Here is a 21,086-nt window from a genome sequence, read left to right as displayed (position 1 = left end):
ACGACGGACGGTGATCAGGAGGTGACGGATGGCGCGGATCACGTCGGCGTACCGCCAGGCGGTCACGGCCCACCGGGAAGCCCGTGAGCGGCTCGGCCGGCTCACCCGGGCCCTCGCCGAGCGTCCCGCCCCGGCCGGCGGGGAGGCCGCCGACCTGGTCGCCCGGCTCGCCCGGGTCGGCGCGGCCCTGGCCACCCCGACCCCCGGTGCGACCCCGCTGACCGCCGGGCCGGTCCCGGTCCGGGTCGGTGAGGCCTCCACGGTGGACGGTAACTTCCCCGTGGTCGTACCGCTCGGCAGCGGCCGGCACCTGGCGGTCGGGACCGACGCCCGCGATCCCCGGGTCGCCGCCCTGCTGCGCGCCCTGGTGCTCCGGCTGGTCGCCACCGCACCACCGGGCACCGTCCGGGTCGTCGCCCTCGACCCCGCCACGTTCGGGGCGACCTTCCTACCGCTGCGACCACTGGTCGACGCCGGGGTGCTCGACCCGCCCGCCACCACCGAACCCGAGATCGCCGGCCTCCTCGACACGGTCGAACGGCACGCCCGCCTCGCCCAGCAGGCCGGCCCGGACGCCGACCTGCCCACCCTGGTCGTGGTCGGCGCGGCACCACCCCAGCCCCGGGAACTCGCCCGGCTCGCCGCCCTGACCCACGCCGGCCCGACCGCCGCGCTCTGCGTGCTGCTCGCCGGGCACCCACCCCGGGCCGCCGGGCCGCCACCACCACCGTTGGCCGCCGCCACCCGGATCACCCTCACCGACCGGTACGCCCACGTCGGCGACCCGCCCGGCCTGCCGTACAGCCCGGACGGGACCGGACTGGCCGCCCCGGTGCTGCTCGACGGCGACCCGGCACCGGCCACCGTCGCGGCGCTCGCCGAACACCTCGCCACCGCCACCCGCCAGGACGCCGAACTCCGCTTCGCCGACCTGCTCCCGGCCAACCACTGGGCCGAATCGGCCCGCGCCGGCCTGCGTACCGTGATCGGCCGGGCCGGGCGTACCCCGGTCACCGTGGCGTTCGACGACGCCACCCCGCACTGGCTGGTCGGCGGACGGACCGGGGCCGGCAAGACGGTCTTCCTCCTCGACGTCCTCTACGGCCTGGCCACCCGCTACTCCCCGGCGGAACTGCACCTGTACCTCCTCGACTTCAAGGAGGGGGTCAGCTTCACCGAGTTCGTCCCCACCGGGCGGGACCCGTCCTGGCTGCCGCACGCCCGCGCGGTCGGCATCGAGTCCGACCGCGAGTACGGCGTCGCCGTGCTCCGGGAACTCCGCCGCGAACTGGGTCGCCGAGCCGGCGCGCTGAAACGGTACGGCGTCACCAAACTCGCCGATCTGCCCCGGGACACGCCGGCACCCCGGGTCGTGGCGGTGGTCGACGAGTTCCACGTCCTGCTGGCCGGCAACGACAGTCTCGCCCGGGAGGCGGTCACTCTGCTGGAGGAGCTGGCCCGCAAGGGCCGCTCGTACGGGGTGCACCTGGTGCTGGCCAGCCAGAGCACCGCCGGCATCGAGGCCCTCTACGGCAAGGCCGACGCGATCTTCGGGCAGTTCCCGCTCCGGGTGGCCCTGCCCGGTGGTTCCGGGGTGCTCGACCCGCTCAACCCGGCCGCCGACGCGCTGACGATCGGCACGGCGGTGCTGAACACCGCCGCCGGGGCCGCCGGCCCGGACACCGTCGTCCGCTTCCCCGACGCGCACGCCGACGCCGCCGACCTGGCCCGACTGCGTCACCAGCTCTGGCAGGCCCGGCCCGCCGGGAACCACTCGCCGGCCGTGTTCCGGGGGTACGAGGCCGCGCACGTCGAGGACGATCCGGTCTTCGCCGGGCTACGGCCCGGCGTCCGGCGTCCGGCCGCACTGGTCGGCCGGGCGGTCGACGTGACCGGTAGCACCGCCGCCGTCCCGTTGGACGCCACCCCCGGCCGGCACCTGGCCGTGGTGGGCACCTCGGTGGCCGGTGCCCACGTGCTCCGGGCCGCCGCGTGGAGCCTCGCCCGGCAGCACGCGCCGGGCACCGCCCGGTTCCTGCTCGCCCCGCTGGTCGCCGCCGCCGACCCGGTCGCCGACGACCTCGCCGCCGCGCTGACCGACGCCGGGCACCCGGTCGACCAGCTCGACGCCACCGGGTTGCGCGGACACGTCGGCCAGCTCGCCACCGCACCGGCCGCACCGCCGACCGGGCGGACGTACCTGGTGGTGTTCGGGGTGGACGCGGCCGGCGCGGTGCTCGGCCTCTCCGACCCGGCCACCTTCCGCAGCGGGTACGACGACCTGCGCGCCCTGCTGCGGCACGCCCCCGGTCACGGGGTGCACCTGCTCGGCTGGTGGCGTGGGCTGCGCCGGCTCGCCGACGACCTCGGTGGCACGCAGAACCGGGACGACGTGGCCTGCCTGGTGGCGCTGAACGTGCCCGGCGCGGAGCTGGGGCTGCACCTCGGGGTGACCGACCTGGCGTACACCCCACGGGCGAACCGAGCCCTGCTGGTGGACCGGCACGAACACCGCACCCAGTTGATCGTGCCGTTCGTCGGGGCGGGACACGAGCCGGACGAGGAGGGGTTGAGGTGAGCGGCTTCGAGGACTACGCGGCCCTGGCCCGGCACCTCACCGAGCAACGCCGGGCCGCCGACCGGCGTACCGACGCCGAAACCGGACGGCGACGGCGTTGGCAGGCCGACGTCGACCAGCTCGACCAGCGGCTCACCGCCCAACAGGAGTGGCTGGCCGGGCTCGGCGCGGCGATCGGTGCACCCTTCCGCACGGCCGACCCGGCCGGACCGCCGGAGGACCGGGAGCCGACGACGGACGGGACGACGTACCAGGAACTGCCGGTCGGCCCGCCCCGCCCGGCCCTGCCGACCAACGATCCTGCCCGGACCGGGGCCCTCCGGACCGTCGACCCGGGTTCGCCGCCTCCGCCCGGTCCGGCCGCCCCGCCGCCCCCGCTCGACCCGGCCGAGGAACTGGCCCAGGTCCGATCCCGCGCCGACGAGGCCGACCGGTACGGCCGGCAGGTCGAGGCGTGGGCCGGGCAGCCCCGACTCCTGCCAAGCCGGTCACCGCTGCTCCGGGCGATCGTCGTCTACCTCGGTAGCGCCGTCGTCGGGGCGCTCGCGGTGGCCGTCCTGGTGCTCGTTGCCAACGCCGGCTGGATCGACTCGGCCACCCTCGCCATCTGGACCGGTGCCGGCATCCCCGCGCTCACCTTCTTCGCCGGGTTCCTGCTGCTCGGCCGGTACGGCCGACCGGCCGTCGGTGGCGCATCCCCGCCCCGGCACCTGAACACCGGCTTCGTGATCTGCTTCCTGCTGCTGCCCGCCGTCTCCTGCGGCTACCTGCTTCTCGCCCGGGGCGGCTGACCCGGCGGTGTCGGCCGGCTCGACGCCGTCCGTCGGCTCGCCTTCGGCGGTGGTCCAGGCGGCGGTGAGCAGGTCGTCCAGGTCGGCCGAGGTCATCCCCTCGTCCTCCAGGAGCCCGAGCAGCAGCAGCGTACGGGCGGTCAGCGTGGCCGCGTCGTCCGGCGGGGCCGGGCACTCGCCGAGCGCCGCCCGGATCAGCGCCTCGGCCACCGTCGGGTCCACGTCCAGGCCGGTCACGTCGTACCGCTCCCGCGCCGAGGCGACGAACCGGATCACCGCCGCCCGGTCCGCATCGGGCGCGAACCGCCGCCGGGCGGCCACCAGCAACGCCCCGGCCAGCAGGTCCGCGTACCGTCGCCACTCCGGATCGGCGAAACCGCGTACCCGCCGGTCGTGCCGATCCACCCGCCCGTGCACCAGACTCCGCAGGGCCGTTCGCACGCTCTCCGTCACCGTCGCCACTCCCTGATCACCTCGTTGCGTACCCTCGTCCAGCGGCCGGGGCGCTCCCGGCGACGCCGGGCCCGTACCAGATGGACCGCCGCCCGGACCCCGGCGGCGATCTCCGCCGGGTCGGCGCCCGTGCTGCCCCATGCGGGTGGTGCCGGCTCCGGCACGCCGGCCAGCCGTGCCGTGTACCGGTCGATGGTTCGTGCGCCCACCGCCAGCCGCGCGGCGACCAGGTCGAGCCGCGCGGACGCCGCCGCGAACCGCCGGGCCGCGACCAGGCCGTCCACCCGTCCGGTACGCCGCAGCCGGTCCTCGGCCGCGCCGAGCCGGTGCCGCACCCGGGCGGCGAGCGCGGCGGCCCGGTCCGCGTCGGCGCGAGCCAACCGCAGCCCGGCCAGCAAACTCGTGGAGCCGGCCGGCGTGTCCGGATCGGCCCGCGCCTCGGCCAGCCCCGCGTAGACCAGCCCGAGCGCCCGCCAGCACTCGGTCACCGCCTCCCGCCACGGCTGCCGCCGGGTGGGCGACCCGGCTCCGTGCAGGTGCGCGCCGGCCCGGTCGTTCGCCGCGATCAACGCCAGCCAGGTGGTCCGCAGGTCGTCGACCAGGTCGTCGGTGAGCCGCACGCTGGCATAGTGGGCGAGCCGGCCCTGCGCGGCCCGCCACTCGTCACACGGGCCGGGCCGCCCGCAGGCGCGGCACACCCCGGTGTACGCGACGGTCCGGTGTGCGGTGAGCACCCGGCGCGCGTCGGTGACCCGCTCGTGCGCGTACGTGGTGAAGTGGCCCCGGTTCACCGGGTGCCGCCGCTGGTCGCGCCCTTGATCATTCGGGCGAAGCGGACCTCCGGGCAGGGATGGTCCGCGCCGCAGGCACAGACCAGGCGGGTCACGGTACGGATGGGATGGGCGAAAAGGATGTCGTCGGCGTCCTCGACGTCCTGCGCGGACGCGAAGTCGGACAGGTGCTCCACGGGTACGTCTCCCGTCTGCTCCTTGCGCGATGGGTGGGGTCGGTCTGGGTCTCGGTGTTGGCGTCGGTGGCGGGGCTGCGTGCGGGCAGGCCCCGGCACGCCCGGCCGGCCAGGGGGAGCGGCCGACCGGGCGCTTACTGCGGTGGGGAAGGACCAACTCCGGGGTTGCAGACCTGGGAGCCAGCCGAGGGTGAGCATATATAACAGGTCATACAAGCGCAAGCGGGCGAACTTGGTATCGCTTGCTATGTAAAGCTCTGCGTGATCGAATGGCGGTGCAGACCTGGGAGACACCAATGCCCGCCAAAGCCAAGTGGGCGCTGATTGCCGACGGCATCCGCGCTCAGATCCAGTCCGGTGACCTTGCGCCGGGAGACAAGTTGCCGTCGACCTCGCAGCTGTGCGAACAGCACGGCGTGTCCGCGATCGTCGTCCGCCAGGCGATCAATGCCCTCAAGATCGAGGGATTGGTCGAGGGAGTAAGCGGCGTCGGGGTGTTCGTCGCCGAGCGTTAGGCGCGGTCGGTTGCTCTGCCGGCTGACGCCCTGCTGTCCTCCTTGATCGTGGTGGCAAAGCGCCCCTATGGGGGCCGTTTCCCACCACGATCGATCGCGCGCCTCCACTGTTGCCCCTCACTCGCTTTGATCCACTCCGTTTCGTCGATGTCGCGGCGTCGTCGAGCGTGCGATGCCCCCGGATTGGCGAAACGGAGTGGATCAGTGGGGTCGGTGCGTCGTGGATTTGTCTCGGGGTGGCTTGTCCGTGGTTGATCTCATACGCTGCGTGGTGGTCCGCGCTGGTGCGGTGGCGTGGCCGCTCAACTCGGCTGACCCTGGGGGAGGGGTGTGTGAGTAGCGCTGCGGAAATGATCGCGAAGTTGAGTGCGGCGTCGCAGAAGTTGGAGGAGTCGCGGGCCAAGACGGCGGGTGCCGCCCAGGACGTCGCCGAGGCGCGGGCTCTCGTGGCGAGTGCGTTGGAGGGCGTGGGTGCTGGTCCGCTGGTCGGCGTGATTGACGCCTACCGGCAGGCGTTGATGCAGGCCGCGCAGGGCAGCGAGCCGGCCCGGCAGCATGTCCAGGAGACGATCGCGAAGATCCACGCGCTGGGAAACTGACCGGGGTGGTGGCAGCACCACCCGCCAACCACCCATTGTGTTGAGGCCGGCTGCACCCAACAGCACGTTGGCAGCAGCCCGGCGCCGAGACGCCGACGCCCAGGATGATGAGCGTCCTCGAACACGTCGAGAACGTGTCAGCGCTGAGGCGATTGGCTTCTGGGCTTCGGCGGGGGCAGCATCATGGGCAACCGTCTCTGAGTTCATGCCGGTCATGGCGAAGGCGATCGCGGGAACGATCTTCGCGACGGCGGCAAGCGTTAGTGCAGGTAGAACGTGGTTGGCGAAGCGGCGAGAACGGAGAAGTCAGAGTGAAGGTGGACAGTAACGCCGAAGCGGTCATGCGAACCGCGATCCATGCTGCCGTGAAACGGGACTTCACCGAGCTCGACAAGCGTTTGAGTGGCTTCGAGGGCGACGCAGCAGTGCAGGCCACGTTGGAGCTGACTCTGACGGTGATCGGCTTTCTGATGATCGATATTCATGGTGCTCGTCCTACTGAAGCGCAGGTTTCCGCAGTTGCGAGACAGGTAGCGGACGCCGAGTCTTGGGCCAGCCCGACCTCGGAGGAGGTTGAGGCGTTCCTCGGCAGGCTGATGCAGGGAGAGCCCCTAGCGCCTGCGGTCCCGGTGGAGAACATTTTGGTTCTTAGTTTTGTGGTGGCAGCCAACCTTCTATCTTCGTGTCGCCGCGATGACGAGAAGTGGTGGGACTACCTTGACCGTGTCGAGGATGCGATCGAGGCGACGAGGTAGGGGCGCGCGGCTGCCGATGTGATTGACAGTTAGGTGCAGGACCGGCCCGCGCGCCCTCTTCCAGTGGCCACCGGCGCGGGAGAACCTTCACCGCTGTCAGCGCCAGCTACCGACTGCTCAAGTGCGCGTGGACCGGTCGGATCCTGCGCCGGGAGCACCTGGACGACTTCGTGAAGTGCTATCGGCCGGGGGAGGACCGCGCCAACCGGCAGGAGACCGAGCGCCCAGGAGATCGTGGAGGACCTCCAAGCCGCCCTCCGCGAGTTCACCGCCATCGCCGAAGCTCTGGCGGCTCGCACGTCGGGGACGGACGGCTGAGCCGGCGAGGGCCGAGGAGAGCGCGGGTGCTGAATGCCAGATCCCCCGCAGTGGCGGAGGTTTCCGAATCGAACGGAATAGAAGGAAGCGCCCGCATGGCCTCGGCCCTCGCCGACTCTACCCAGGGATCAACTCACTGAGTCGGTCGAGAGTGTACGTCTCCGACCCGGCCGGCAGGCCCTCCGGTGCCTCGATGCCGACGTAGGTGACCGGCTCGTCCGGCAGCCGTCCGTCCCACATGGTCACCTCCGCCTTCGTGCGCCACCGGTCGACCAGGTAGGCCATCGTGAGGTACCGCCGCTCCACCAGTGCCCGTACCCGGTCGGCCGTGGTGAAGGTGTTGCCCTCCACCCGGTTGAACGACGGCATGCCCGGCAGGTAGAGGTGCAGCCACACCGCCTGCCAGCCATGCTCGTTCCGGGCGAACACCATCGGCAGCGCGACCCGGCCCTGGCCGCGCAGGTGCGAACGCGCCCGCACGGTCCGGGCGTCGAACGGTGCGCCGCGCTGGTCCCGGGTACGCGTCTGGTACCCGAACATCGACTCGGCGACCTCGTCGAACGACTCGCCCGCGTAGATGTTGACCTGCGGAACCACGTACCGCCCACGGACGGTCAGCGGCACGTCGATGAATTCGGTCGCGCCGTTCTTCGCATCGGTGATGTCACCGGAGTGCACCACGCCGTCGTGGCGGTAGTTCGTCCAGGACACCTGGCCCGCACTGTGGAACCCGTCGTCGAGCAGCAGCACCGACAGGTCGTAGTCGGTGCGCCGGCTGCTCTGCCGCCAGTAGGTGAAGAAGCGCAGCAGCTCGCCGGAGACCGACGCCCGCGAACCCCTCGGCAGCACCGCGAAACCGCCCTCGGCCGCCTTGCCGGTCAGCGGCAGGGCGACGTCGAGCACCTCCGGGTCCACCAGCAGCGGTCGCTCCGGTTCCGGCAGCCGGGCGGCGACCTCGGCGTCGAGCAGTGCCGACAGCTCGGCCACCAGCTCCGCCGGCAGCGGCGGCCGTTCGTCGGGTCCGACCCACGAGTTGCGCGACCGGCTGGCGTACATCCGGACGGACGCGGGTGTCAGCCGGTTGTCGACATGTTCGCGCAGGGAGAGGAGCACCCGGCCCGACGCCGAGCCGAGCGCGCCCGTGACGGCGTCGACCACGGTGGTGCGCTCCGCCGCCGACGCCAGCCGCAGCAGCCGGTCGGCGGACCGCAGGAGCAGGCCCGGGGCGGCCGACAACACCGACGCGGCCGGGGCGACGGCCCCGGAGCGGATCGCGGCCTCCGCGCGACCGGCGAGGTTGGGTACCCGCCGCTCGCCACGGGCGACCGCGAACACCCGCTGCGCGTGCGGCCACTGGGCGTACTCGTGCGGGTGCAGCCGTTCCCCGAGCCGCTTCCACCGCTCCGCGTAGCGCGCGACGTCCCCGAGCTTCGCCGGGCTGGCCGCGACGACCTGGTCCAGCGCGGCCAGCAGCATCCGCCGCTCCGGGCGTCGGAAGGCACGGAACCGGGTGGGGGTCCCGAGCGAGGGGTCCCCGTCGGAGACCTGGCAGGCAAGGCGCAGCACGTCGGTCGTGGTGTCCACGGCGACCAGCGGCCGGCCGAGGACGAGCCGGATCCCGTTGAGCACGGCCCGGTTCTCCCGTACCGGGATCTCGGCCGGCTGGGGGCCGTCCGCGCAGGCGACCGCGAGTTCGCCGAGGATCGCCAGGTCCGCCTCGCCGTGCGGCGTGACGCTGCCGGCCAGCGCCAGGTAGAGCCGGGTCGCCTCCACCTCGGCGGTATCGCCGAGCCGCAGCAGGGTCACCCGGTCGCCGGCTGCGGCCACCAGGTCGTCGTGCGCGGCCAGCAGCTCGGCGTAGGTGTGCTGGTAGGTGCCGTAACCCGGCAGGTCGAGCAGGTTCACCCCGCCCGAGGTCACGGCCTCCCGCAGCTGCGCCTCGGTCGCCGTGCCCCCACCGGTGAGTACGGCCGCCCGGAGCCGGTCGGTCCAGAACTCGACGGTGTCCGGCACGTCGTCCGGGAAGCCGATGAAGTAGGCATTGTGCTGGACGTGGTCACCCACCAGCTCGCGTACCGCCGTCACAACCGTGACGGCGAGGTCCATCGCCGGGCCGGGAGCCAGCGCGCCGACGTGCTCCAGCAGGGCCCGCGACGCCGAGAACCCGACGTCGAGCAGTGCCGTGTCCAGTTGCCGGGCCACCGGCGTGCCGTCGCCGGCCGCGCCGGTGCTGACCGGTACGCGCAGCGTCTTCTGGATGATCAGCTTCTCGAGCACGTGGCCCCCCCCGAACGACTCCGGCCGTTGCCCCGCAGCGGCAGAGTGGGTCGCCGGGGACTCGAACCCCGAACCTTCCGATCCAACAAGGAGAAGAAGGAAGCGCCTCCATGACCGCAGGAGCGGAGAACGGACGCGCTACTCAGTCGGATGCTCTATCCAGTTGAGCTAACGACCCAGGTGTCGATCATCGCACCGGTCGGGTCGGCCTGGCTATCGCGTAATCGCCGCCCGGGGACATCCGCCGCCCGACTGCTGGCCGTACGGGGGCAGGCGGACGAGCTGCTCGCCGAGGTCGGAGACAGCCGCGGGCGGTGGCTGAGGCACAATTCACGCCGAGCTGAAACAGTCGAGAAAGGACAGTAGTGAGAAACGGTCTCCTGCGCGTACTGATGGTGATGAGCCTGGTGCTCGCCAGTGGCGCGGCGGTCGCCTCGCCCGCGTCGGCCAGCGAGGACCCCACCGGCGTCATCTGCGTCCTCAACCAGAACACGTGGCTGCGCGCCTCGGAGCACGGCACCGTGCTGCGTACGCTGACCGCCGGACGCGGGTTCCGGTCGCACGGCATCGGCAGCGACACCGGCTCGGGCGTCATGTGGATCTACGGGCACGGGGCCGAAGCACCCTGGCAGGACGGCTGGGTTCCCCAGAGCAACCTTTCCGGTTGCTACCAACCGTAGGACGCCGAGCAACGGACCGGTCAGGGGTCGACGAGGACGAGCCAGTCCTTGTCGACCCGGCGGGCGGTTGCGTCACCTGATCGGCGAGCCGCCGTCCACCGGGATGGTGTGGCCGTGGATGAAGGACGCGTCGTCGCTCGCGGCGTTTGCCAGGGAGAGGTCGGAGACGACGACCTTCGCCCCCTCCCAGGCGAGCTCCACGCACATGGATCGACCGAGGCCGGAACCCACCTGCTCGGGGCGGTATCCACCTCCCGTCACGAGTGCGACCTTGTCCTTCAGTCCGCGTACACCCGTTCCCCACTGTCTCGGTGGGGGAACTGTTCCGAACCGACCAGCACGAAACGTTTCGGCTGGTCAGGGCCGTTCCGTCGAAGCCGTCTCTGCACGGTAACCGCTCACGCCGTCCGGGATGGCCGGGATGGTCCGTCCGCACGCCCTTCGGGTGCCACGCAGACCGCCGGCGACCCCGTGCCGTTGGTCGGGTGACGCCCGATTGTCAATCTTGGACAGCTACCGTTCGGAGGGGACGGTAACTGTCCAAGATTGACGGTGGGAGCGGAGGCGGGCGTGGGTGGATCCGGTGGTGGGGGGCGGTCCGGCGGGGAGTTGGCCGGGTTCCGGATCGGCCACGTGCCGGCCGGGGTCGGTGACCTGGTGTCGGACTTCGCCACCGAGTGGGACGACGTCCGGTTCGCCTCCCGGGTGTGGGAGCGGGAGACCGCCGAGGGTGCCCGGGTCGACCTGCGGGTGCACGTCCTGCGCGGCGAGCGCCTCGCCACCCTCGCCGACCTGCGTGACTTCCTCGCCGAATACCACGAGCGCGACCCCGCCGAGTGGGCGCTGACCGAGTTCCGCCACGGCGAGCTGCCCGGCCTGGTCGGTGCGACGGAGGCGTTCTGGCTGGTCACGCCCGGTGTCGCGGTCGACGTCCTGCTCGACGCGGCGGTCGGTGGCCAGCCGGACCTGCTGGCCGTCGCCACGGGGGTCGATCCGCTCACCTGACGTGAACAAACGGGTGGCGCTGCCCGGAGTGGCGCGCCGTCCGTCGTCGACGTCGTGGTCCGGTCGGTTGACGTCGATCCACCCGGGGTACAGGGGGCCGGCACGGTGTCGGGCCGCGCCGTGCAGACGTAGCCCGACACCGCATGACAGGATCCGCCTGGACCGGGCGGACGACCCGGCGGTGATCAGGAAGTCGAGGGTGAGATGGAGTTTCTGGCCAGCCCCGAGCTGTGGATCGCGTTCGCGACCCTGCTCCTGCTGGAGATCGTGCTCGGTATCGACAACGTGGTGTTCATTTCGATCCTGTCCGGCCGGCTGCCCGAGCACCAGCAGGCCCGGGCGCGGACCATCGGGCTCTCTCTGGCGTTGATCACCCGACTCATCCTGTTGGCCTCGTTGTCCTGGGTGATCGGCCTGACCGCGCCGCTGTTCACCGTCCTCGGCCAGGAGATATCCGGACGGGACCTGATCCTGCTGGTCGGTGGTCTGTTCCTGCTCGGCAAGGCGACGTACGAGATCCACGAGCACCTGGAGGGCGCCGACCACGCCCGGTCGGGCAAGGCCGCCTCGTTCGGCGCGGTCATCGCGCAGATCCTCGTCCTGGACATCGTCTTCTCGCTCGACTCGGTGATCACCGCGGTCGGCATGGTCGACGAGCTGATCGTCATGGTGGCGGCGGTGATCATCGCGATGATCATCATGCTGGTCTCGGCCGGCGCGGTCAGCAACTTCGTGAACCGGCACCCGACGGTCAAGATGCTGGCCCTGTCGTTCCTGCTGCTGATCGGGGCCAGCCTGATCGCCGAGGGCTTCGACCAGCACATCCCGAAGGGCTACGTGTACGGTCCGATCGCCTTCTCGATCTTCGTGGAGTTCCTCAACCTGCGGGTCCGGTCCAAGCAGAAGCGCGAGGACGGGAAGCCGGTGCACCTGCACCCGACGTACGTCAAGAACGGGCAGGCCGCCGCCACCCCGACGGCGGTCCCGCAGGCCCGTACGGCGACCGATCCGGCCCCGAAGGGCTGACGTGGCGAAGCTGCTGTACTCGGCGTCGATGTCGACGGACGGGTTCATCGCCGGGGTGGGCGGTGACATGTCCTGGCTGACCCCGTACCTCGGCCCGAACCCGACGGTGGACGACGTCGCCGCGCGTACCGGCGCGTTGCTCGTCGGCCGGCGGACCTTCGGCGGCGACGACCCGTACCGCGATCTGCCGGGGGAGGGGGAGGCGTTCGGCGGCGGCTGGGAGGGGCCGCAGTTCGTGCTCACCCACCATCCGCCGGCCGACCCGGTGCCCGGCGTCACCTTCGTCACCGACCCGGCGACGGCCGTCGCGCGGGCGCGGGAGGCGGCCGGCGACGGGTACGTCAACGTCCTCGGCGCGGACGTCGCCCGGCAGTGCCTCGCCGCCGGCCTGCTGGACGAGGTGCTGGTCTCCGTCACGCCCGTGCTGCTCGGTGACGGGGTGCGGCTGTTCGACCACCCGGGCGGCTCGACCGTCCGGCTCGAACCGATCAGCGTCACCGAGGCTCCGCCGGTCACCAACCTGTGGATGCGCGTGGTGCGCTGAGCGGTCGCGTTACGACGAAGGGGTCGCCCCGGATCGGGGCGACCCCTTCGTGCTGCCCGGAGACTTCCTCATTACCCGCTCGTAACTTTTCATTGACGGCTGCGAATTGATGCGGGCATCATGTGTCCACGATCGATCGGACGCCCCGCCCGCCTCCCGCCACCACCGGGACCACCCCCACGGAGGGCGCAGCCATGCTGCTCCGAAAGATCCTCGTCACCGCCACGGCCGCCGCCGCGATCCTGCTGCCGGCCACCGCCGCCACCGCCGCCCCCGCGCCGACACGTGACGCGGCACCCGCCCCGATATCCGCCGGGGCCGGAGCGGCGACCACCAACACCACCGTGAGCAGCACCGCCTCCAGCGGCGTCGGCGCGTCCGCCACCAATCCGGTGATCGTCGTCGGCGGCCTCTCCGGGGTCGCCATCGCCTACGAGCCGCTCGCCGCCCGACTGCGTGGCGACGGTCACCGGGTCAGCATCTACCAGCTTCCCGGCCTCGGGCTCGGGGACATCGCCGCCTCCGCCCGCTCCTTCAGCGGGTACGTCGCCCAGGTGCGTGCCGCCACCGGCGCGGCCCGGGTCGACCTGGTCGCCCACTCGGAGGGCGGCCTCGTCTCCCGCTACTACCTCAAGTATCTGGGCGGCACCGGCTCGGTCGGCCGGCTGATCACCCTCGGCAGCCCGCACTACGGCACCTACATCGCCGACATCGCGAAGTTCCTCGGCCTCGGCGACTGCATCGGCATCGTGGCCTGCCAGCAGATGACCATCGGGTCGGCGTTCCTCAACGACCTGAACGCCGGAGACGACACGCCGGGCCCGGTCCGCTACACCACCATCCGGACCCTCCAGGACGAACTGGTCCGTCCCACCCAGAACGCGACCCTCGCCGACGGGGCCACCAACGTGTTGATCCAGACCCCCTGCCCGCTACGGATCGTCGGGCACCTCGGACTGGTGCTCGACGGCACCACGTACACCGTCATCCAGGACGCGCTCGCCGACCGGGCGATCACCCCGAACTGCTTCGCGGTCTGACCCGCAGGTCTGTCGGCCGGTACCCGCCGGCCGGCTGTCGCATCACCGTCAGCAGGCCCCGCCGAGGCGGGAGAACCGTACCCTCCTCGTAGCGAATCCGGCGTCGGAGTCGAGCCGGCGGCCACACCGCCGAGCCGAGCCGGCAACCCCTTCACGGAGGTGACCCATGTCCCCCCAGGTCCTGTTCGCTTCCCGTCCCCGCCGTCGCCCACCCACCCTGCTCCTGATCCTCGGGCTGGTCCTCGGGCTGGCCGTCCCCACGCTGGTGGCGGCCCCCGCGTCCGCCGGACCCGGCGTACTGTCCTCCCCGTTCTGCTCGTCGAACGGGTTCTACGAGCCGAACCCCGCCAACCCGTCGATCGGTACGACCTGGACGTTCATCGGATCCCGGAGCAACGAGGGCCTCACCTACCGGTACTGGATGGCGCAGCAGCCGAGCGGGTCGTCCGTCCTGTACTACCGCAACAGCCTGGTGGCCACCTGCAACTGGGCCAACGGCCTGGTCTCCAGCACGACGCTCACCGCGACCGGTGCCTCCGGCACCCCCCAGTGCACCAGCAGCTCCGACATAACGTCGCCGATCTCGTCGGTCACCGAGCGGTACGTCGGGCAACGCTGGGTCCCCACCCAGGGAATCACCCCGACCGCCACGTTCCGCTACTGGCATTGGGAGTGGTACTCCTACGTGACCCTGACCTGGAAGTACAGCTCCAGCCACGTGGTGCGGTGCTGAGCGCCCGTCCGCCCGCCCGGGTCGGCAGGTAGCTGACCCGGGCGGGCGGACGGGGCACGCCACGGAGCGCCGCCGGCGTGGAGAGTCCGGTTCAGACGCGGGCGCCCAGGATCACGTCGGCGGCGCGCCAGGCCAGCGCGGCCACCGGGCCGTTGATCCAGCCCGACACCAGCACCGGTAGCACCGAGGCGTCCACCACCCGTAGGCCGTCCACCCCGCGCACCCTCAGGTCCGCGTCGACCACGTCGGCGTCGTCCGGGCCCATCGCGCAGGTGCCGACGGCGTGGTAGCCGCAGTAGCCGTGCGACAGTGCCGCGTCGAGGATCTCCCGCTCACCGCGGACGGCCGGGCCGGGCAGCGTTTCGGTCACGATCCGCCGGGCGATCGGCCCGGTCGCGAAGAACTCCCGCATCCGGCGGAACGTCGCCACCGCCACCGACCGGTCGTACGGGTCGGTGAGGTAGCGCATGACGATCCGGGGCGGGGTCGCCGGGGCCGGGCCGGTGATCTCCAGGCTGCCCTCGCTCTCCGGTCGGGTCACCCCGCCGAGGCACATCAGCCCGGCCTCCCGTTCCAGCTCCAGCGCCCGGCCCGGCCGGGGCGGGGCAGCCGAGAACGGGGCCATCAGCAGGTGCGCGTCCGGCCGGTCCTGCTCCGGCGTCGAGCGCAGGTAGGCGGCCACGTCGTGCACCGGCAGGGCGAGCGGTCCCCGTTTGGCGACCAGCCAGCGCATCGCCGCCAGCGACTGCCCGAGGACGTTGTTGAGCAGGGGGTTGTACCCGATCTGGCCGGCCAGCCGGTACTGGAGGGCCATCATCCGGTGCTCCCGCATCCCGGCGCCGACCCGGGGCCGGTCTTCCAGCACGGCCACCCCGGCGGCCCGTAGCGTGTCGGCCGGCCCGATCCCGGAGAGCTGGAGCAGCTGTGGGCTGGCGATCGCGCCGGCCGCGAGGATCACCTCGGCGCGGGCGTACAGGTCGACGCTGCGCCCGGCCCGGTGCACCCGTACCCCGACCGCCCGACCCGCCGTCACCAGCACCCGCTGGGTCACCGTCCGCACCAGCACGGTCAGGTTCGGCCGGTCGCGCACCGGGTGCAGGAAGGCGTGGGCGGCGCTGACCCGCTGGCCGTCCCGGATCGTCGCCGTGGTGTAGCCGATCCGTTCGTCGTCGCCGTCGTTGAGGTCGTCGGTGCGGCGCAGCCCCTGCCGAACCCCGGCGTCGATCATCTCCTCGCAGAGTTCGTTCGTGCCGACCGCCGTGGACAGGCGCAGCGGGCCGTCGGCGCCGGCACCCGCCGCGCGGTAGGGGCTGTCCTCGATCCGCTGGAACACCGGGCGCATCGCGTCCCAGCCCCAGCCGGGGTTGCCCCGGCCGGCCAGGGCGTCCCAGTCGGCCGGGGCGCCCCGGCCGTAGATCATGCCGTTGATCGAGCTGGAGCCCCCGACCAGCCGCCCCCGCTGCCACACCTCGCGCTGCCCGGTGGGAGTGGTGGCGGGGTAGTGCCAGGCCGTGTTCCGGTCGTCCATCAGCTTGGAGAAGCCCTTCGGGATCCGGACGAAGAGGCTGCTGTCCCAGCCACCGGCCTCGACCACCAGCACCCGGGTCGCCGGGTCCGCGCTGAGCCGGTGCGCCAGCACGCAGCCCGCCGTGCCCGCGCCGACCACGATGTAGTCGAACTCTTCCACACTGGACCCCCGGTCCTGATCGATGGATCAGACGGTAGCCGGTCGGTCGCTCACCCGGCGGCGGGGGGTCGGTCACCGTCCGTCATCGGTCCGGGCCGGGGGTGGCGATCCGGACACCGATCCCGCCGGGCCGAGGGACGAGCCAGCGAAGGGCGGCGGCGAGGAGTACGATTCCGGGCGCGCGGTCGCCGATGCCCGCCACCTCAACGTCCCGGTGCGGCGTCGCCCACCGGCCAGACGCGCCCCGCGCGTCGTTGGAGAACTGTTCCGCATTCTGCAAGAGGGTCGGCCCCGAGCCCGGCCCGGGGGAGAGACTAGCCTGATGGGCGTGACACGCCGCGCGAAGATCGTCTGTACTCTCGGTCCCGCCACCGCCTCGCCGGAACGCATCCGCGGGCTGGTCGAGGCGGGCATGAACGTGGCGAGGCTGAACTTCAGCCACGGCAGCCACGCCGACCACGAGGCCGTCTACCGGCTGGTCCGCGAGGCCGCCGAGGCGTCGGGCCGTCCGGTCGCCGTCCTGGCCGACCTCCAGGGCCCGAAGATCCGCCTCGGCCGGTTCGCCGACGGGCCGCACGAGTGGCGCACCGGAGACTCGGTGGTGATCACCGGCGACGACGTGCTCGGCACCAAGGACCGCGTCTCCTGCACCTACCGCAAGCTGCCGCAGGAGGTGAAGCCGGGCGACCGGCTGCTGATCGACGACGGCCGGGTCGCCGTCGAGGTCACCGACGTCACCGGCAACGACATCCGCTGCCTGGTCACCGAGGGCGGCCCGGTCTCCAACAACAAGGGCGTCTCGCTGCCGAACGTGGCGGTCAGCGTGCCGGCCCTGTCGGAGAAGGACGCCGAGGACCTCCGCTTCGCCCTCGGCCTCGGGGTCGACATGATCGCGCTCTCCTTCGTCCGCTCGGCCGAGGACATCAAGCTCGTCCACGCGATCATGAGCGAGGTCGGCGTGCAGCGGCCGGTGCTGGCCAAGGTCGAGAAGCCCGAGGCGGTCGACCACCTTGAGGCGATCGTGCTGGCCTTCGACGGTGTCATGGTCGCCCGTGGCGACCTCGGCGTCGAGCTGCCGCTGGACCAGGTCCCGCTGGTGCAGAAGCGGGCGGTGCAGCTCTGCCGGGAGAACGCCAAGCCGGTCATCGTGGCCACCCAGATGCTCGACTCGATGATCGAGAACTCGCGGCCGACCCGGGCCGAGGCGTCCGACGTCGCCAACGCCGTGCTCGACGGCGCGGACGCGGTGATGCTCTCCGGCGAGACCAGCGTCGGCAAGTACCCGGTGCTGACCGTCAGCACCATGGCGAAGATCGTCACCACCACCGAGGCCGGCTCGTTCGCAGTGCCCCGGCTCCAGCACGACCCGCGTACCCACGGCGGCGCGCTGACCTCGGCGGCGTCCTCGATCGCCCGGGCCATCGGCGCGAAGGCGCTGGTCGCCTTCTCGCAGACCGGTGACACCGTGAAGCGGCTCTCCCGGCTGCACTGCGACCTGCCGCTGCTCGCGTTCACCCCGGTCCCCGAGGTCTACCGGCAGCTCGCCCTCTCCTGGGGCGTGCAGACCTTCCTGATGCCGTTCGTCGAGCACACCGACGACATGTTCCGCCAGGTCGACCAGGCGCTGCTCGGCCTCAACCGGGCCAACCCGGGCGACTACGTGGTGATCGTCGCCGGCAGCCCGCCCGGCACGCCCGGCTCCACCAACACGCTGCGGGTGCACCAGCTCGGCTCGCTCGTGGACGCGGCCTCGGCGCGGGCGTTGCAGTGACCGACGTCCTGACCGGCCAGGCCGCCGTCGACCAACTGCTGGAGGTCCTCGACCTCGCGCCGACCGGCGCGACGACCTTCCGGGGGATCAGCCCCCCGGTCGGTCCGCAGCGGGTGTACGGCGGCCAGGTCGCCGGTCAGGCCCTGGTGGCCGCCGGCCGCACGGTCGACCCGGAGCGGTTCGTGCACTCGCTGCACGGCTACTTCGTCCGCCCCGGCGACCCGAGCGAGCCGATCGAGTACCAGGTGGAGAACGTCCGTGACGGACGTTCCTTCTCGGTCCGCCGGTCGGTGGCCTACCAGCACGAAAAGCCGATCTTCTTCATGTCGGCCTCGTTCCAGCACCGGGAGGAGGGGCTGGACCACCAGGCCCCCACCCCGCCGGACGTGCCCGGCCCCGACGGCGTCCCCACCATGACCGACCGGCTCGCCCGCTACCCCGAGCGGCTCGGCATCTGGGCGATGATCCCCCGCCCGATCGACGTGCGCTACGTCGGCGAGCCCGGCTGGGTGCGCCCCGGTGACCGGCCCCCGGACCCGCACCAGCGCGTCTGGATGCGCATCGACGGCAAGCTCCCCGACGACCCGCTGCTGCACGCCTGCGCCCTGACGTACGCCTCCGACCTGACCCTGCTCGACTCGGTGCTGTCGGTGCACGGTGAGGTCTGGGGGCCCGGCGGCGTGGTCGGGGCCAGCCTCGACCACGCGCTCTGGTTCCACCGACCCTTCCGGGCCGACGAGTGGTTCCTCTACGACTGCTGGAGCCCGTCGGCCTCCGGTGGCCGGGGACTGGCCACCGGTCGGATGTTCACCACCGACGGCGGGCACATCGCCAGCGCGGTACAGGAGGGGCTGCTGCGCCGGGTCGAGGGGTGACCAGCCGGGGCGACCGGCGAGCCGCTCCGACTGGCCGGTAACCTCTCCGACATGCGCCTCTCCGCCCGGGTCGACTACGCGTTGCGCGCGACCGCCGAACTCGCATCGGTCGCCGGGGACGCCACCGGACGGACCCGACCGGTCACCGCCGAACAGATCGCCCGGGCGCAGGACATCCCGCCGAAGTTCCTGGAGAGCATCCTGCTGCAACTGCGCCGGGGCGGCGTCGTGCACGCCCAGCGCGGCCCGGAGGGCGGCTACTGGCTAGCCCGGCCGGCGGCCGAGATCTCCCTCGCCGAGGTGATCCGGGTGATCGACGGTCCGCTGGCACACGTCCGGGGGCAGCGCCCGGAACAGGTCGGGTACCACGGTGCGGCGCGGTCGTTGCAGGAGGTGTGGATCGCCCTGCGCGCCAGCGAGCGGGAGATCCTCGAACTGGTCACCATCGCCGACGTGGCCACCGGGACCCTGCCCGAGCGGATCAACCAGCTCGCCGCCGACCCCAGCGCCTGGAGCTGAACCGCACCTCTGCGCGCCCCGTTCGTGCGGGCAGCTCCACAGCGTCCCCCGGTGTGCCACACCTGCGGCGACGGCGCGGCGGGCGGCCACCGGATGACCCGCTCCTCGCTCAGCCTGTCCCGCTCAGCCCTGGCCGGCGGCCGGCCCCGTCCGGCGGGCCGCGCGTTCACCGTGCCGGGGTGTCTCCGGCGAGCAGGCTGTCCGCCGTGGCACGGAGCAGATCCCAGGCATCGTCGACGTGCTCCTGGCGGGTCTGCGGGGAGCCGACCGCTAGGCGCAGCGTGTACCGGCCCCCGACCCGGGTGTGCGTGAGGTACACCCGACCGGTGGCGTTGACCCGCTCCAGCAGCGCGGCGTTCGCCTCGTCCCCGGCCCGTAGCCGGAAACAGACCAGCGAGAACGGGTGCGGTGCGGTCAGCTCGAACCGGTCGTCGGCGCGGACCCGGTCGGCGAACCGGGCGGCCAGCGCCACCCCGGAACGGATGTGCGCCCGCAGTCCCTCGACGCCGTAGAAGCGGAGCACGAACCAGAGCTTCAACGCCCGGAACCGGCGGCCGAGCGGCACCTGCCAGTCCCGGTAGTCGATCACCGCCCCGGACTCGGTGGCGGCGTTGCGCAGGTACTCCGGCAGCACGGTCAGCGCCTCGACCAGCTCCGCCGCGTCGGCCACCCAGAAGGCGTCGCAGTCGAAGCCGGTGAGCAGCCACTTGTGCGGGTCGAAACAGTACGAGTCGGCGTACTCCAGACCCGCGTGCGACCAGCGCAGCTCCGGGCAGACCGCCGCCGCTCCCGCGTACGCCGCGTCCACGTGCAGCCAGACACCGTACTCGGCGCAGATGGCGCCGATCTCCGGCAGTGGGTCCACGGCGGCCGTGGAGGTGGTCCCGATCGTCGCCACCACGATCGCCGGCACCTCGCCGGCGGCCAGGTCGGCCTCGATCGCGGCACGCAAGGCCGCCGGGCGCATGGCCTGCGTCGCCGGGTCCACCTCGACCGGACGCACCCCCTCGTCGCCCAGGCCGGCGATCCGGGCCGCCTTCTCGATGGAGGAGTGCCCCTGGGTGGAGGTGTACGCGCGGTAGCGGCGGTCGACGCCGACGGCCCGCCACCGGCCCTTACCGGCCCGGTGCAGCGCCGCCAGGGTGGCGACCAGGGTCGCCGAGGAGGCCGAGTCCTGGATCACCCCGCCACCCCGGCCGGACGAGTGGAACCGCTCCGGCAGGCCGAGCAGCCCGGCCAGCCAGTCGAGCATCCGGGTCTCCAGCTCGGTGCACGCCGGCCCGGTGGCCCAGAGCATGCCCTGCACGCCGAGCCCCGAGCTGACCAGGTCGCCCAGGACGCTCGGGCCGCTGGTGTTGGCGGGGAAGTACGCGAAGAAGCCGGGATGCTGCCAGTGGGTGAGGTTCGGGGCGACCACCGTGTCGAGGTCGGCGAGCACCGCCTCGATCGGCTCGCCGACCGTCGGAGGCGCGGCGGGCAGCGCGGCGGCGACCGTTCCCGGTGGGTTCTGCGAGGTCACCGGTCGCGCGTCGAGCGACGACCAGTAGTCGGCGATCCAGTCCACCACCGCGTGACCGGCGCGGCGGAACTCCTCGGGGTCCATGTGAGCTGCCACCCGACGAGTCGACCAACAATCCGGACCGGAGGCAAGGGTGTGTGACGTGCCCCAACGGCAGGCACCGGGCCGCAGCCGCGGAATCCGCACAGCTCCGGCCCGGTGCACCACACCGCAGCACCCCCGACCCGTCCCGACCGGGGATGCCCTACCACCACCGGAACCAACGTTAGGCGACCCCCGCCATCCGTGGGTGAAGCCGGTGTGAAGATCGTGTTTCGGGCAGCTTGCCCCGCTTGGCAGCCGGGTGTTGTGCCGCACGGTGTGGTCTTCTATCGTCCATCGTGCGTGGAGCCTCCCCTCCCGGCCGGGTTCCTCCTCGGCCGGACCGCAGCGCG

General features: G+C 72.4%; 20 protein-coding genes and 1 tRNA gene. 14 read left to right on the top strand and 7 right to left on the bottom strand.

Translation table 11 applies throughout. The features are described 5' to 3' along the window. The first annotated feature begins 28 nt into the window (after window positions 1-28). Window positions 29-2,578: an FtsK/SpoIIIE domain-containing protein gene (locus tag ACIBJE_RS16700; RefSeq protein ID WP_396749005.1), complete on the top strand. Its 2,550-nt coding sequence runs from the start codon at window positions 29-31 to the stop codon at window positions 2,576-2,578. Continuing rightward, the gene (locus ACIBJE_RS16695) at window positions 2,575-3,369 is read left to right on the top strand and encodes a hypothetical protein (protein ID WP_396749002.1); all 795 of its coding nucleotides are present in this window, start codon (window positions 2,575-2,577) and stop codon (window positions 3,367-3,369) included. Before ACIBJE_RS16700 ends, ACIBJE_RS16695 begins: the two co-directional genes overlap by 4 nt. 449 nt (window positions 3,370-3,818) lie before the next feature. Here the strand turns inward: ACIBJE_RS16695 and ACIBJE_RS16690 are convergent, their stop codons facing one another. After that, complete coding sequence (locus ACIBJE_RS16690) at window positions 3,819-4,613, bottom strand: hypothetical protein (protein WP_396749000.1); 795 nt, start codon at window positions 4,611-4,613, stop codon at window positions 3,819-3,821. Further along, complete coding sequence (locus ACIBJE_RS16685) at window positions 4,610-4,789, bottom strand: hypothetical protein (RefSeq protein ID WP_396748998.1); 180 nt, start codon at window positions 4,787-4,789, stop codon at window positions 4,610-4,612. The genes ACIBJE_RS16690 and ACIBJE_RS16685 overlap by 4 nt, the downstream gene beginning before the upstream one ends. Before the next feature lie 269 nt (window positions 4,790-5,058). Here ACIBJE_RS16685 and ACIBJE_RS16680 point away from each other — a divergent pair, with 269 nt between their 5' ends. The 3 genes from ACIBJE_RS16680 (at window position 5,059) to ACIBJE_RS16670 (ending at window position 6,658) form a co-directional block, all read left to right on the top strand. Continuing rightward, window positions 5,059-5,304: a winged helix-turn-helix domain-containing protein gene (locus tag ACIBJE_RS16680; protein WP_088982951.1), complete on the top strand. Its 246-nt coding sequence runs from the start codon at window positions 5,059-5,061 to the stop codon at window positions 5,302-5,304. A 350-nt stretch (window positions 5,305-5,654) separates the two neighbouring features. Further along, window positions 5,655-5,903, top strand: a complete 249-nt coding sequence (locus ACIBJE_RS16675) for a DUF6244 family protein (protein WP_088982953.1) — start codon at window positions 5,655-5,657, stop codon at window positions 5,901-5,903. Window positions 5,904-6,214: 311 nt separating this feature from the next. Further along, window positions 6,215-6,658, top strand: coding sequence for a hypothetical protein (locus ACIBJE_RS16670; RefSeq protein WP_396748995.1), 444 nt, complete (start codon window positions 6,215-6,217; stop codon window positions 6,656-6,658). A gap of 435 nt (window positions 6,659-7,093) precedes the next feature. Here the strand turns inward: ACIBJE_RS16670 and ACIBJE_RS16665 are convergent, their stop codons facing one another. Both ACIBJE_RS16665 and ACIBJE_RS16660 read right to left on the bottom strand, forming a co-directional pair. Continuing rightward, a complete protein-coding gene (locus ACIBJE_RS16665) occupies window positions 7,094-9,253 on the bottom strand; it encodes a hypothetical protein (RefSeq protein WP_396748993.1) in 2,160 nt (719 codons plus the stop codon). 46 nt (window positions 9,254-9,299) lie between these two features. Beyond that, window positions 9,300-9,431: transfer RNA gene (locus tag ACIBJE_RS16660), tRNA-OTHER, on the bottom strand. A 187-nt stretch (window positions 9,432-9,618) separates the two neighbouring features. Between ACIBJE_RS16660 and ACIBJE_RS16655 the strand changes: the two genes are divergently transcribed. Beyond that, a complete protein-coding gene (locus ACIBJE_RS16655; protein WP_143740299.1) occupies window positions 9,619-9,933 on the top strand; it encodes a hypothetical protein in 315 nt (104 codons plus the stop codon). Window positions 9,934-10,005: 72 nt separating this feature from the next. Here ACIBJE_RS16655 and ACIBJE_RS16650 read toward each other — a convergent pair whose 3' ends face one another. After that, window positions 10,006-10,194 carry a hypothetical protein gene (locus ACIBJE_RS16650; protein ID WP_088982964.1) on the bottom strand — a complete coding sequence of 63 codons (189 nt, stop codon included), beginning with the start codon at window positions 10,192-10,194 and terminating at the stop codon, window positions 10,006-10,008. A 309-nt stretch (window positions 10,195-10,503) separates the two neighbouring features. Here ACIBJE_RS16650 and ACIBJE_RS16645 point away from each other — a divergent pair, with 309 nt between their 5' ends. From ACIBJE_RS16645 to ACIBJE_RS16625, 5 genes are all read left to right on the top strand, one after another. Next, entirely contained in the window at window positions 10,504-10,938 is a 435-nt protein-coding gene (locus ACIBJE_RS16645; RefSeq protein WP_396748991.1) for a hypothetical protein, read from the top strand. A 204-nt stretch (window positions 10,939-11,142) separates the two neighbouring features. After that, the gene (locus tag ACIBJE_RS16640) at window positions 11,143-11,964 is read left to right on the top strand and encodes a TerC family protein (RefSeq protein WP_396748989.1); all 822 of its coding nucleotides are present in this window, start codon (window positions 11,143-11,145) and stop codon (window positions 11,962-11,964) included. 1 nt (window position 11,965) lies between these two features. Further along, window positions 11,966-12,508: a dihydrofolate reductase family protein gene (locus ACIBJE_RS16635; RefSeq protein ID WP_396748987.1), complete on the top strand. Its 543-nt coding sequence runs from the start codon at window positions 11,966-11,968 to the stop codon at window positions 12,506-12,508. A gap of 194 nt (window positions 12,509-12,702) precedes the next feature. Beyond that, window positions 12,703-13,548, top strand: a complete 846-nt coding sequence (locus ACIBJE_RS16630) for a lipase family alpha/beta hydrolase (RefSeq protein ID WP_396748985.1) — start codon at window positions 12,703-12,705, stop codon at window positions 13,546-13,548. A gap of 166 nt (window positions 13,549-13,714) precedes the next feature. Beyond that, a complete protein-coding gene (locus ACIBJE_RS16625) occupies window positions 13,715-14,281 on the top strand; it encodes a hypothetical protein (protein WP_396748983.1) in 567 nt (188 codons plus the stop codon). A 91-nt stretch (window positions 14,282-14,372) separates the two neighbouring features. On the opposite strand, the gene ACIBJE_RS16620 is transcribed toward ACIBJE_RS16625, so the two are convergent. Continuing rightward, window positions 14,373-15,968, bottom strand: a complete 1,596-nt coding sequence (locus ACIBJE_RS16620) for a GMC family oxidoreductase (protein ID WP_396748980.1) — start codon at window positions 15,966-15,968, stop codon at window positions 14,373-14,375. Window positions 15,969-16,290: 322 nt separating this feature from the next. Here ACIBJE_RS16620 and pyk point away from each other — a divergent pair, with 322 nt between their 5' ends. The 3 genes from pyk to ACIBJE_RS16605 are packed head-to-tail and all read left to right on the top strand — an operon-like array spanning window position 16,291 to window position 19,133. Next, window positions 16,291-17,739, top strand: coding sequence for a pyruvate kinase (pyk, locus tag ACIBJE_RS16615; RefSeq protein WP_396748978.1), 1,449 nt, complete (start codon window positions 16,291-16,293; stop codon window positions 17,737-17,739). After that, entirely contained in the window at window positions 17,736-18,614 is an 879-nt protein-coding gene (locus ACIBJE_RS16610; RefSeq protein WP_396748975.1) for an acyl-CoA thioesterase, read from the top strand. Before pyk ends, ACIBJE_RS16610 begins: the two co-directional genes overlap by 4 nt. Before the next feature lie 51 nt (window positions 18,615-18,665). Continuing rightward, complete coding sequence (locus ACIBJE_RS16605) at window positions 18,666-19,133, top strand: RrF2 family transcriptional regulator (RefSeq protein WP_396748972.1); 468 nt, start codon at window positions 18,666-18,668, stop codon at window positions 19,131-19,133. A gap of 166 nt (window positions 19,134-19,299) precedes the next feature. Here the strand turns inward: ACIBJE_RS16605 and ACIBJE_RS16600 are convergent, their stop codons facing one another. Beyond that, window positions 19,300-20,748: a pyridoxal-dependent decarboxylase gene (locus tag ACIBJE_RS16600; protein WP_396748970.1), complete on the bottom strand. Its 1,449-nt coding sequence runs from the start codon at window positions 20,746-20,748 to the stop codon at window positions 19,300-19,302. Window positions 20,749-21,086: the final 338 nt, after the last annotated feature.

Source organism: Micromonospora sp. NPDC050187, from assembly GCF_044459745.1.
In the GTDB taxonomy this organism is placed as follows: domain Bacteria; phylum Actinomycetota; class Actinomycetes; order Mycobacteriales; family Micromonosporaceae; genus Micromonospora.
This window is presented reverse-complemented; position numbering and strand designations above follow the sequence as displayed.

Excerpts from the sequence above, each read along its gene's own strand:
- ACIBJE_RS16700 (WP_396749005.1), top strand. The coding sequence starts at position 29 with ATGGCGCGGATCACGTCGGCGTACCGCCAGGCGGTCACGGCCCACCGG.
- ACIBJE_RS16680 (WP_088982951.1), top strand. The coding sequence starts at position 5,059 with ATGGCGGTGCAGACCTGGGAGACACCAATGCCCGCCAAAGCCAAGTGG.
- ACIBJE_RS16675 (WP_088982953.1), top strand. The coding sequence starts at position 5,655 with ATGATCGCGAAGTTGAGTGCGGCGTCGCAGAAGTTGGAGGAGTCGCGG.
- ACIBJE_RS16640 (WP_396748989.1), top strand. The coding sequence starts at position 11,143 with ATGGAGTTTCTGGCCAGCCCCGAGCTGTGGATCGCGTTCGCGACCCTG.
- ACIBJE_RS16630 (WP_396748985.1), top strand. The coding sequence starts at position 12,703 with ATGCTGCTCCGAAAGATCCTCGTCACCGCCACGGCCGCCGCCGCGATC.
- ACIBJE_RS16625 (WP_396748983.1), top strand. The coding sequence starts at position 13,715 with ATGTCCCCCCAGGTCCTGTTCGCTTCCCGTCCCCGCCGTCGCCCACCC.
- pyk (WP_396748978.1), top strand. The coding sequence starts at position 16,291 with ATGGGCGTGACACGCCGCGCGAAGATCGTCTGTACTCTCGGTCCCGCC.
- ACIBJE_RS16605 (WP_396748972.1), top strand. The coding sequence starts at position 18,666 with ATGCGCCTCTCCGCCCGGGTCGACTACGCGTTGCGCGCGACCGCCGAA.